The organism is Shewanella sp. SM68, assembly GCF_025653925.1.
Lineage (GTDB): Bacteria > Pseudomonadota > Gammaproteobacteria > Enterobacterales > Shewanellaceae > Shewanella > Shewanella oncorhynchi.
Genome location: NZ_JAKKRU010000002.1, coordinates 232,602 through 244,375 on the forward strand (window position 1 = coordinate 232,602; position 11,774 = coordinate 244,375).

Consider the following 11,774-nt stretch of genomic DNA (forward strand, 5'->3'; position numbering starts at 1 on the left):
TTTATGAAAACAATACCTAAAGAACTCACCTTAGGTATTTAAATATTTATCCGCTCTTACATATCCCTTATGCAGATAATGCAAAATCAGAAAACGCAACGACTCAGCCCTACGCAATACAAACCCAGTTTAAAATGCTTAGGCTAAGCGAAACTAAGGTATAAAATTTTCCCGATAATTTAACATTAAACCGACACAGAAGCGAACAGGATAGGAGTTCGCAGCATTAAAAACGCATTAGAATTAACGTTTATTAAACATAACTCCAATCTTATTTCAATTCGGTAATAAAACATCTCAAAGTCATCGACGATTAAGCAAAGAACTCAATGACAAATTAAGCTCATCTCACTCAAACTAACTCACCAGAGCGTCATCGTGCTTCGTGGACTTTTTTAAGCGTGACGTCACCTAGCTGACGCATTTGCTTACGGATCCAAGCTGAGCGCTGCTGCACATAGGATGACGGTGGAGACACCTTATAGCGCCAAGGATTGGGTAAAATGGCTGCGAGTAATGAGGCCTCGTATTGGGTGAGTTTTGCCGCTGACTTTCCAAAATAATGCTTTGATGCCGCTTCGGCGCCGTAAATACCTGGGCCAAATTCTACAATATTTAAATACACTTCAAGAATACGCGACTTATCCCAAGTCAACTCCATCAATAACGTAAACCAAGCTTCCAATCCCTTACGAAAGAAACTGCGACTCGACCACATAAAAAGGTTTTTCGCCGCCTGCTGACTTAAGGTACTTGCCCCGCGGACTTTGGTACCTTTTTGGTTGTATTTCAGTGCCGAACTTATCGCGGCTAAATCGAATCCAGTATGCTCAACAAAACGTTGATCTTCCGCAGCAATCACAGCCAATTGTAATTCGGGAGAAATTTGCGCTAAATCGCGCCATTGATGCCTGATCTCACCGATAGGTGCAGGTGGAAATAAGGCACGCTCGATACGCCAAGTCCACATAGGAGGATCGACGAATCGTAGTAGGATCACTAATAAAATTGAGCAAATAAATGCCCAAACTAATCCCTTAAATAACCAAGACAATAAACGACGAAAACCACGCTTTCGTCTCTGAGGTGCTGGGTCACTCGACTTATTAACACTTGGACGCCTGACATGATCTCGCATCGCATATAAAGGGGCCGTCATTTATACCATCTCATCCACACACTCTCATTTCTTGTTTCTCATCTATCCAGTCAAGCCATCCCATTGCAAGGATTCTTTGGGGCAACCTAGGCTTACAGAAAATATTCTAAAGCTTTACGCGAGTTGCAAGCTGATCATGCTACGAGAGTAAAGGAAACACCAAGGATATCTTACTCGATAATCAAAGATAGGTTGAGAAATAACCATAACAAGAACAAATCACTATTGAAGATTAACTGGGGTCGACTTAACTTGACCTCGGCAGCTTTGACGACAGCTGACCGAGGTAATGATGGCTGATTAACGAGAGCTAGCAAGTCAATCAAACTGCTTGATACTCGCAGGTGCGAGTCAGGTTTTCAACGCTGTCACTGCATCCAATTAAGCCATATCGATACACAGCAAACCCAGCCCATAAATACCGATATACAACCACTTAACCTCATAAAAGACATGAATCATGTCAATTAACGCAGTAAAACGCTTCAAAACCATCTACGGGAACTTCAAAATATAGCGCAGGCTTAACCAATGTGCATAACTCTGTGAGTAAAAATGTACAACATTTTTAGCATTTAAAAATGAATGCAAACTAACTCTATGAATATCAATCTATCTTAGTTAAATGACGCTTAAATGACATCACTTAACTTCCTCGGCAATCCAGAGTATTAAATTCCCCCCAAACCCCACCTACCTTAAAATGATAAAAAAAACGCCCCAAACTAAGTTGAGGCGTTTAATATTTAAAATCAATAAAATGACTAGATATCGTAGTGCAAACCACACTCACGTTGTAGGCCATTAAAGCGAGTTTCTTCCTCTGTCATGCCTAATTCGAGTGGTTTACTCGAATGGGTATCCCCCACAGAAACATAGCCTTGGTCCCAAAGTGGATGGTACGGCAAGTCAAATTGCGTCAGATAAAGGTGAACATCTTTATTCGACCACTCGATAATCGGCAGTAACTTAAAGCGAGTACCATGAATCGCCAGTATCGGCAACGCCTCACGGGTACTGGCTTGGCTGCGTCTAAGCCCTGCAAACCAAGTGCCGACCTCAAGCTCGGCTAAAGCTCGTTGCATAGGCTCAACTTTGTTGAGACGGTTGTATTGCTCTAGCCCGTCTAACCCTTGCTCCCACAACTGACCAAAGCGTGCCTCTTGCCATGCCGATGTCATCACTGCTTGATACACTTTTAAATTCAGCGATAAACGCTCTGTCAGTTCATCGATAAACTGATAAGTCTCAGGGAATAAATAACCCGTATCCGTGAGAATAACCGGAATATTCGCCTGTGCCTGACTCACCATATGCAGCATTACAGCGGCTTGGATCCCAAAACTTGAGGACAGCGCATGATTACCGGGCAAATAAGTTAAGCCCCATAGCACTCGCTCTTGTGCGCTTAATCCACCTAAGAACTGATTAATACGTTCAAGCTCTATCGCTTGCTCTGCCTTAGGCGCACTCAATAATGCCTTGAGTTCGGCAGCGCTGACCACAGTCGGCACTTTATCACTGGTTTTTTGCTCAATATCAGCCATGAAAATCCTTAGCGGCATCGATCACCGCCTTCACTACGCCCACGCGGACGGTGAAGTTACCAAAGGTTTCGCCTGCATCACGCTCTACGGCATAGCGGCCAAACAGGGTATCCAATTCGGCGAGAATGTCCGCCTCTTGGATATTTTCTTTATGCATTTTGTTCAAACGAGTCCCTTCAAAACTTGCACCTAAGTACAAGTTATAACGGCCCGGCGCTTTACCCACAAGGCCAATTTCAGCGGCAAATGGGCGGGCACAACCATTTGGACAACCCGTCATCCGCACCACAATCGCTTGCTCGCTAATGCCGTGTTTTGCCTGCAGCGCATCGATATGATCGATAAACTCAGGGAAATAACGCTCGGCTTCCGCCATCGCTAATGGGCATGTCGGCAACGCCACACAGGCAATCGAGTGACCGCGGGTTTGCGTCAACACTTGGCCCAGCAGACCATGTTTACGGGCTAAACCTTCAATGGTAGCTTTATCTTCCGCTGCAACGCCTGCGATGATCATGTTTTGATTCGAGGTCATGCGGAAATCGCCCTTGTGGATCTTAGCAATTTCACGCAGCCCCGTTTGCAGGGTTTGGCCTGGTAAATCTTTAATACGACCGCTTTCGATAAATAAGGTTAAATGCCACTTACCGTCAACGCCTTCGACCCAACCATAACGATCGCCGCGATCACCGATCACGACCTCACGCTTAGGTTCAAACTTCACCCCAGCACGTACTTCAACTTCGGCTTTAAATTTCTCATAGCCGTGGTCAACGATAGTGTATTTAAGGCGCGAGCGCTTACGATTAGAGCGATTGCCCCAGTCACGTTGCACAGTCATCACAGCTTCGGCAAACTTCATCACGTCTTCAGTTTTGATAAAACCAAAGTCGTCCGCTAGGCGTGGAAAGGTTTCTACTTCGCCATGGGTCGAGCCCATGCCGCCGCCCGCGGTTAAGTTAAAGCCAACTAGCTCGCCGTTTTCGGCAACAGCAATAAAGCCTAAATCGTTAGTGTAAACGTCAACATCGTTATCGGGAGGAACCGCAACCGCCATTTTGAACTTACGTGGCAGATAGGTTTTGCCATACACAGGTTCAACGGTTTCATCTTCGGTTGAGAGTAACTTTTCTTCATCTAACCAAATTTCGGCGTAGGCGCGAGTGTGGGGTAATAGATGATCAGACAGTTGTTTCGCCACTGCATAAGCTTGCTCGTGCAGTTTCGATTCCACCGGATTGGGGTTACACATGACGTTTCGGTTAACGTCACCACAGGCAGCAATCGAATCCAGCGCTTCGCGATCTAAGTCTTGAATAATGGTCTTCAAGTTACGCTTAGGAATACCGTGGTATTGGAAGGTTTGACGGGTCGTCAAACGAATGCTGTTCGAGCTGGTGAGCGTCGAGGCAATTTTGTCCACGCCTAACCATTGCTGTGGAGAACAAATACCGCCAGGTACACGGGCGCGCAACATAAAACTATATAAAGGTTCGAGTTTTTGCTCTTTACGTTCGTTACGTAAATCGCGGTCATCCTGCTGATAGAAGCCATGAAATTTGATCAGCTGCTGATCGCCGTCACTGAAACTGCCAGTCACGGAAGAATCTAAACCTTCTTTGATGGTCCCGCGCAGGTAATCACTGTCGGTCTTTAGGTATTCGTTTAACGCTAACTTTTGCTCACTCATGGCAACTGCCTCTTAAAATTGGGTTCGCTGGCTGCACAGGTCATCACGTGTGCAGCTTTAGCTATTCTTATGCGTTTCTTATCTGCGCAACGGTTGAGATTAATACACGTCTTTTTGGTAACGTTTATCGCTGCGCAGGGTTTCAAAATAGGCTTCGGCAGCTTCGGTATTCAAACCACCGACTTCGACTGCCACCTCAATCAAGGCTTGGTGAACATCTTTGGCCATACGTTCAGCATCACCACAAATATAAAGATGCGCGCCATTTTGCAACCATTGCCACAGGGCTTGGCCTTGCTCTTTAATGCGGTGCTGCACATAAATCTTATGGGCTTGATCGCGTGAGAACGCTACGTCGATACGGCTGAGATCGCCATTTTTCAAATACTGTTGCCACTCAGTTTGATACAAGAAATCCTGCTCAAAGTGTGGATTGCCGAAGAATAACCAGCTATCGCCTTGAATACCTTGGGCTACGCGCTCCTGCATAAAGGCACGGAACGGCGCAACACCGGTACCAGGGCCTACCATGATCACCGGTGTTTCTGGATTTTCGGGTAAACGGAAATGCTTGTTCGACTCAACATAAACCTTAACTTGCGTACCTTCCTGCGCAGACGCTAAGAAGTGTGACGCGCCGCCAAAACGTGCTGAGCCGTGGCGCTCATCTTCCACTAAGGCCACAGTTAAGTGGACTTCTGTTTCGACTTCGCTTTGACTTGAGGCGATAGAGTAAAGTCTTGGCGTTAATGGACGCAGTAGCTCAAGCAGTTTTGCTGCATTTAAGGTTACTGAGTTATTTGATAACGGATACTGAGTGACTAAATCGGCAAATTGATGCTTAAGGATAAAGTGGCGCACTTGTTCTTTATCTTCGCTCAATGCCAGCAGTTCTGCGCTGCCGCTCAATTCGGCCCATGCTTTGACTAATCCAGGGTATAACTGAGTCAATTCTTTCTTATCAACCAAAGCCTGCTTAAGGGACAAGGATTCAGTACCAAGGGTCACTAACTCATCGGCGGCTAATGACAAACCCGCTAAGACTTCATCGACTAAGACTTCGTTATTACTAAACCACACACCAAGGGCATCACCCGCTTGATAGGTTAAGCCTGAGTCGCCAAGGTCGATTTCAACATGGCGCACATCTCGGTCTGATCCACGGCCGGTAATTTTTTGGCTCACAAGCACTTCGGCGCTATAGGGGTTTTGCTTAGTAAATTCACTTTCGCCAATCGCTTTAGCGGTGCCGATGGATACCACACTGGCGGACGAGGTTTCGATTAGCGGCTTAACGGCCTCTAATACATCGGCGTGCCACTGGCCCGCGGCAGCTTCATAATCCACATCACATTCAATTAAAGGTAATAGTGATTTAGCACCCAGCGCTGCTAGGCGGGCATCGAAGTCTTTACCGGTTTGGCAGAAAAATTCATAGCTAGAATCCCCCAGCGCCAGCACTGAGTAATGTAAATTGTCTAACTTAGGGGCACGTTTCGATGCTAAAAACTTGTGTAATTCAATCGCATCATCCGGCGCTTCACCTTCACCATGGGTGCTGACCACCAATAAAAGCACAGCTTCTTGCTTTAATTGGCGAACATTGTATTCGCCCATTGAAGCCAGATTGACCGCATAACCTTGCGCCTGCGCCTTATCGGCGAGCGCTTTAGCGACACCACGGCCATTACCCGTTTGGCTGCCATAGAGAATAGTCACAGTTTGAGCCGTTTGCGCCTGTGCGGCAGGCGCTAATTGGCCCGCATTGGCTGTGGCAGCAAGATAGCCACTCACCCAGGCCAATTGCACAGCACTTAACTCAGAAGTGAGTTGTTTTAGCTTATCGACTTGTCCTTGAGACAATGGCGAAGCCAGCGATGAAAGTTCTTTTAACAACATGAGACGGCCCTATGACAGTGTAATGTCCACAAGCTTATCGCGGTTTAAGAAAAGCAAAAAAGAATAAAATAGGATTTTTAATTCCATTTTGGAATATACAAAGTGCAAAATTTAAGCTACAAAAGTGTGCACTGGTTAAAAGTTTTTGATCCGACCAGTGCAGAAACGGCCTGCTTGAGAAATATGCACTTGTGCCAAGCTAAAGTATTGCCACAATGGTCATGAGCCTGTCGAACAATAATTTCTGTTGCCCACAGAATAGTTTGTTTTAAAAACAAAAAGTGTCCATCCTAGATTGAATGCCCTAACTGACTCGAATCACCCGCCGAATAAACGCTGGTGACGACAGATTTTGCAGTTGAGTACGATGAAGGAAGAACAGCAGGCGGAACGATTATATAAACCATCAGGGAGTAGTCATGCAGATTGGAATACCGAGAGAAAGTCTCGCCGGTGAAACTAGGGTCGCCGCGACCCCAGCCACCGTTGAGCAGCTTAAAAAACTCGGCTTTGAAGTTGTTATTGAGGCCAATGCGGGTCAACTGTCAAGTTTCGATGATGCAGCCTTTGAAGCTGCGGGCGCGAAGGTGACATCAAACGTTTGGCAAGCCGATCTGATCTTTAAGGTCAATGCGCCAAGCGACGCCGAAATTGAACAAATCAAAGACGGGGCGACTATCGTCAGCTTTATTTGGCCCGCACAAAACCCTGAGCTGGTTGCGAAGTTATCTAAACGTAAGATCAACGTGATGGCAATGGACATGGTGCCACGCATCTCCCGCGCCCAGTCACTTGATGCCCTCTCCTCTATGGCAAACATTGGTGGATATCGCGCCGTTGTTGAAGCCGCACATCAATTTGGCCGTTTCTTTACTGGCCAAATTACCGCTGCTGGTAAAGTACCGCCCGCCAAAGTGTTAGTCATTGGTGCTGGTGTCGCTGGCCTTGCCGCCATTGGTACTGCTGGATCGCTTGGCGCCATAGTGCGCGCCTTCGATACCCGCTTAGAAGTGGCCGAGCAAATCGAATCTATGGGCGGCCAATTCCTTAAACTGGATTTTGGTAACGAGGAAGGTGGTTCATCGGACGGTTATGCTAAAACCATGTCGGATGAATTTATTGCCGCCGAAATGGCACTGTTTGCCGAGCAAGCCAAAGAAGTCGATATCATCATCACCACAGCGCTAATTCCTGGTCGTCCAGCGCCTAAGCTCATCACCAAAGCCATGGTTGATAGCATGAAAAGCGGCTCAGTGATCGTCGATTTAGCCGCAGCGACGGGTGGTAACTGCGAATACACTCAATCGGGTGAGCTGTTTGTTACTCCTAACGGCGTAAAAGTGATTGGTTATACCGACCTTCCCGGTCGTCTACCGGCACAATCCTCACAGCTTTACGGCACTAACTTAGTCAACCTGATGAAGTTAATGTGTAAAGAAAAGGACGGCACAGCCAGCATCAACTTTGATGATGTAGTCATGCGCAATATGACAGTGATTAAAGAAGGTGAAGTGACCTTCCCGCCACCACCGATTTCTGTTTCTGCGGCGCCAGCAAAACCAGCGGCGAAAATCGAGCCTAAAAATACCGCCCCGAAGGCACCATCTAAGCTCAAATACGTGCTCGCCGCCTTAGGCGTTGCAGGATTTGCTGCCGTGGCATCGGTAGCACCACCAGAGTTCCTGTCGCATTTCACAGTATTCTTGCTGTCCTGCGTTGTTGGCTATTACGTGGTATGGAACGTATCCCACTCACTGCATACGCCTTTAATGTCAGTCACTAACGCGATTTCGGGCATTATCGTGGTCGGCGCCCTACTGCAAATCGGTCAGGGTTCAACTTTGGTCACTGTACTGGCGTTTATCGCCGTGCTGATCGCCAGTATTAACATCTTCGGTGGCTTTACCGTCACTCAGCGCATGCTGAAGATGTTCCGTAAGGATTAAGGGGGTTTAACGTGTCTCAAGGACTGGTAACAGCAGCTTACATTATTGCCGCCATTCTCTTCATCTTCAGTCTCGCGGGACTGTCGAAGCAAGAGACGGCAAAACACGGCAATTTATTCGGTATTTTAGGTATGGCAATCGCCCTACTGGCTACCATTTTCAACCCCGATACTAACGGAATTGCGTGGATCTTAATCGCTATGGTGATTGGCGGCGCGATTGGTATCCGTTTAGCACTAAAAGTCGAAATGACTGAAATGCCTGAACTGGTTGCTATATTGCACAGCTTTGTGGGTATGGCCGCGGTATTAGTGGGTTTCAACAGCTTTATCGACTTACACCCACAGGAAGTATCACAAGTCGTGGTGGCTGTCGGTGGTGATATCAATACGACCCTCGCCGCAGTACAAGATGCACTAAGTGAAGCGGTGAAGACCGCCAGCAAAGAGCACCTCACTGGCGCTATGCTTAACATTCACTTAGTCGAAGTCTTCCTCGGGATCTTCATCGGTGCGGTGACCTTTACGGGTTCTATCGTTGCCTTTTGTAAGTTACGCGGACTGATTTCATCTAAACCTCTGATGTTGCCACATCGCCACAAGCTAAACCTAGTCGCAGTGCTAGTGTCTTTCGCCCTGTTGGTATACTTCGTACAGACAGGCGGCACTATGCCAGCACTGCTGTTGATGACCTTGATTGCCTTCGCCTTTGGCTGGCATTTAGTGGCATCCATTGGCGGCGCGGATATGCCAGTGGTTGTGTCTATGCTGAACTCCTACTCAGGTTGGGCAGCGGCAGCGGCAGGCTTTATGTTGTCGAACGACCTCTTGATTGTGGTCGGCGCGTTAGTGGGTTCATCGGGTGCGATTCTGTCTTACATCATGTGTAAGGCCATGAATCGCTCATTTATTTCAGTTATCGCGGGCGGCTTTGGCACAGATGGTGTGGCCTCGACTGCCGATGAAGAAATGGGTGAATACCGTGAAACCAACGCCGAAGATGTGGCGGATATGCTGAAAAATGCCACTTCAGTCATCATCACTCCGGGTTACGGTATGGCAGTGGCGCAGGCGCAATATCCTGTTGCGGAAATCACTCAAAAACTGCGTGATCGCGGCGTGAAAGTGCGTTTTGGTATCCATCCAGTTGCTGGTCGATTACCAGGCCATATGAACGTACTGCTCGCTGAAGCGAAAGTCCCCTACGATATCGTGCTCGAAATGGACGAAATCAACGAAGACTTTAAAGACACAGATGTCGTGCTCGTTATCGGCGCCAACGACACGGTTAACCCCGCGGCAATGGAAGATCCAGGCAGTCCAATCGCAGGTATGCCAGTGCTGGAAGTGTGGAAAGCACAAAACGTGATTGGCTTTAAACGTTCGATGAACACAGGTTATGCCGGCGTGCAAAACCCACTGTTCTTCAAAGAAAATACCCAAATGCTGTTTGGGGATGCTAAGGCCAGTGTTGAAGCCATTTTAAAGGCACTTTGAGTTTGATTTAATATCAACAGAGTAGAAATCGTTTAGGCGATAAACACTATTCTAAAGAAATGAAGGGAGCCAATGGCTCCCTTTCTTTTCACATTTTTTTAAGCCTATTAAGCTAGTCTCTGCGCCAATATGATGCGAGGCTTATCTGCCCACAATGCTGATATGCTTAATGTAAGCTAAAACAGTAAGTTAAATCTAAAGCTGGTTTAAGGAAATAATAAATGTTGCTTGGGCTGTTTATCCTGTCTGCCGTGTTAATCAAAACCTCATTACTCGGGCTTGGCTGGATATCGATTACCATCGGCCTGAGTGGGTACCTGTTTTGTCGATGGTTTAATATCAATTTAGATATCAAACTGATTGATAAATTTAAACGACTCTTTATCACTGGTGCGGCTCTGCATCTTCTCGTCTATATCGGCTTTATCACTAAGCTTTTCCTTATCGACAGCTTTGAAGACTTACCCACATTCCTGATAAGTCACTTAGTCTTTCACCACGCAATCAGTGCCGTGATTGCTGCTGCATTAACCTTCTTGGCGATTCGCATCTATCTACAACAGCAAAAATTAGCTCAAGCCTATCGACAGGAATTAAGCTAACTCAACAAGGTTTTGATGATAAATGCAGACGAATAAAAGCTGGCTAGATTCATCATTAGCTTAAGTGCCATAAAATAATGGGGACTAAAGCAGATCAGGCAGAGGTGTTGTCAGCAACACTGAATCCATTGATGAATTCAAACATCAGGGATAAGAATGACCCCTGATGTTTGGGGAGGAGCTAAGCCAAGATACGTTAGTCGACGGCAATATCGTTATCTTTAAGCTCTTTTGACAGGGTTTCATAATTCGTTTTGAGTTTTGGCAAAGTATCTTCTTTGATTTTACTCAATACATTTTGCAGCTGATCCTTACCGTAAGAAACGCTATAGTGACGGGTTTCAATATTGCTAATGATCTTCTCAGACTCTAAATACAAACGACGAATATCAGACAAAATATCACTCGGTGTTTCTAGCGCATTGGCAGAATAGCGCATGTTATCCCAGACAAATAATCCCATCTGCGGATGCATTTTCACTAAACTATTACTACTCACAGTCTCAACTGTGTCAGCGTAATGACTCAAGATTTCAACATTGTCACTCACTTCGTCATATAGGGCATGACGCAGATGATAGTTATTCTGCATATTGCTCAGGGCATCAAATTTAATTGCCTGTGACAACCCTTCTTGCGCGGCTAAATACACGCCAACAACAGTCGCAATGATTATAAAAATCTGACTCACCCAAAAACTGGTTTTGATAAGCTCAGTGTTATCAAGCTTAATGGTGCGTTTAGGCATATCTGCCTCATTAGAGATGGGTGTCATGTCCATATGTTTTATCCTGTCAAATCAAGAGTACAAGGCAATATCACTAACTTAAATCATTATTGAGTGGTCATCCTACACTATTGGGGTATGACTTACCTCAGTACAAATCACGATTTTTACCCACAAAAAAGGAGCCATCTGGCTCCATTTTTATATTCATTGGTCAGTCTATTATGCTGCTTTTGCCAAATCAAAATTGGATAGCAACATCACAGCTGTACGGCCTAATAGGTGGTTGATCGTGCGATCGCCCGCTAAGCCTAACTCAGCAATCGCTTGCTGACGCGCTGTACTCACCGCTCTAAAGAGGGTAATTTCATTATTCGCACCACCACAAAGACTAAAGAACAGTCTTAATACTGCGCGGTAATGCTCTTCCTGCATTGCCTGCATCCAGGATGTTTCCAATGCCTCTTGGCTAGAAAAATCCAGCGCAGCAACAAATAGATTGCCGATACGACTATCTAAACGAACAAGAAAATCGCTTTTGCGTGGAAAATGGTGACTAATACCTGTGCGACTAATACCCGTTGCTTCAGATAACGTAGTATAAGACATAGTCTCAAAGCCGATAGTCAAAATTTGTCTTAACGCTTCATCCATAATTTGATTTATGGTTTGCTCAGTTTGTACTCGCGAGCGCTTAGCCATAGTAAT

The 11,774-nt window shown here is 46.1% G+C and carries 9 protein-coding genes; 3 read left to right on the forward strand and 6 right to left on the reverse strand.

Going from position 1 to position 11,774, the window contains the following annotated elements; translation table 11 throughout:
- Positions 1-373: 373 nt before the first annotated feature.
- The 4 genes from mtgA to L5M40_RS04165 all read right to left on the reverse strand — a co-directional run bounded on the left by mtgA (position 374) and on the right by L5M40_RS04165 (position 6,295).
- Positions 374-1,159, reverse strand: a complete 786-nt coding sequence (gene mtgA, locus L5M40_RS04150) for a monofunctional biosynthetic peptidoglycan transglycosylase (RefSeq protein WP_105251581.1) — start codon at positions 1,157-1,159, stop codon at positions 374-376.
- A 764-nt stretch (positions 1,160-1,923) separates the two neighbouring features.
- Positions 1,924-2,706 carry a phosphoadenylyl-sulfate reductase gene (locus L5M40_RS04155; protein WP_263175815.1) on the reverse strand — a complete coding sequence of 261 codons (783 nt, stop codon included), beginning with the start codon at positions 2,704-2,706 and terminating at the stop codon, positions 1,924-1,926.
- Entirely contained in the window at positions 2,699-4,396 is a 1,698-nt protein-coding gene (gene cysI, locus L5M40_RS04160; RefSeq protein WP_263175816.1) for an assimilatory sulfite reductase (NADPH) hemoprotein subunit, read from the reverse strand. The genes L5M40_RS04155 and cysI overlap by 8 nt, the downstream gene beginning before the upstream one ends.
- Positions 4,397-4,495: 99 nt before the next feature.
- Positions 4,496-6,295, reverse strand: a complete 1,800-nt coding sequence (locus L5M40_RS04165; protein WP_198571844.1) for an assimilatory sulfite reductase (NADPH) flavoprotein subunit — start codon at positions 6,293-6,295, stop codon at positions 4,496-4,498.
- A gap of 419 nt (positions 6,296-6,714) precedes the next feature.
- Here L5M40_RS04165 and L5M40_RS04170 point away from each other — a divergent pair, with 419 nt between their 5' ends.
- The 3 genes from L5M40_RS04170 to L5M40_RS04180 all read left to right on the forward strand — a co-directional run bounded on the left by L5M40_RS04170 (position 6,715) and on the right by L5M40_RS04180 (position 10,339).
- The gene (locus L5M40_RS04170; RefSeq protein ID WP_263175818.1) at positions 6,715-8,241 is read left to right on the forward strand and encodes a Re/Si-specific NAD(P)(+) transhydrogenase subunit alpha; all 1,527 of its coding nucleotides are present in this window, start codon (positions 6,715-6,717) and stop codon (positions 8,239-8,241) included.
- An 11-nt stretch (positions 8,242-8,252) separates the two neighbouring features.
- On the forward strand, positions 8,253-9,737 hold the full coding sequence (gene pntB, locus L5M40_RS04175) for a Re/Si-specific NAD(P)(+) transhydrogenase subunit beta (RefSeq protein ID WP_105251576.1): 1,485 nt from the start codon (positions 8,253-8,255) through the stop codon (positions 9,735-9,737).
- A 221-nt stretch (positions 9,738-9,958) separates the two neighbouring features.
- Positions 9,959-10,339 (forward strand): hypothetical protein, encoded by a 381-nt coding sequence (locus L5M40_RS04180; RefSeq protein ID WP_263175819.1) that lies wholly within the window; start codon positions 9,959-9,961, stop codon positions 10,337-10,339.
- A 196-nt stretch (positions 10,340-10,535) separates the two neighbouring features.
- On the opposite strand, the gene L5M40_RS04185 is transcribed toward L5M40_RS04180, so the two are convergent.
- Both L5M40_RS04185 and L5M40_RS04190 read right to left on the reverse strand, forming a co-directional pair.
- A complete protein-coding gene (locus tag L5M40_RS04185; RefSeq protein ID WP_131524277.1) occupies positions 10,536-11,120 on the reverse strand; it encodes a hypothetical protein in 585 nt (194 codons plus the stop codon).
- A gap of 168 nt (positions 11,121-11,288) precedes the next feature.
- Positions 11,289-11,768, reverse strand: coding sequence for a TetR family transcriptional regulator (locus L5M40_RS04190; RefSeq protein ID WP_263175820.1), 480 nt, complete (start codon positions 11,766-11,768; stop codon positions 11,289-11,291).
- Between the last annotated feature and the right edge of the window lie 6 nt (positions 11,769-11,774).

Excerpts from the sequence above, each read along its gene's own strand:
- mtgA (WP_105251581.1), bottom strand. The coding sequence starts at position 1,159 with ATGACGGCCCCTTTATATGCGATGCGAGATCATGTCAGGCGTCCAAGT.
- L5M40_RS04155 (WP_263175815.1), bottom strand. The coding sequence starts at position 2,706 with ATGGCTGATATTGAGCAAAAAACCAGTGATAAAGTGCCGACTGTGGTC.
- cysI (WP_263175816.1), bottom strand. The coding sequence starts at position 4,396 with ATGAGTGAGCAAAAGTTAGCGTTAAACGAATACCTAAAGACCGACAGT.
- L5M40_RS04165 (WP_198571844.1), bottom strand. The coding sequence starts at position 6,295 with ATGTTGTTAAAAGAACTTTCATCGCTGGCTTCGCCATTGTCTCAAGGA.
- L5M40_RS04170 (WP_263175818.1), top strand. The coding sequence starts at position 6,715 with ATGCAGATTGGAATACCGAGAGAAAGTCTCGCCGGTGAAACTAGGGTC.
- L5M40_RS04180 (WP_263175819.1), top strand. The coding sequence starts at position 9,959 with ATGTTGCTTGGGCTGTTTATCCTGTCTGCCGTGTTAATCAAAACCTCA.
- L5M40_RS04185 (WP_131524277.1), bottom strand. The coding sequence starts at position 11,120 with ATGGACATGACACCCATCTCTAATGAGGCAGATATGCCTAAACGCACC.
- L5M40_RS04190 (WP_263175820.1), bottom strand. The coding sequence starts at position 11,768 with ATGGCTAAGCGCTCGCGAGTACAAACTGAGCAAACCATAAATCAAATT.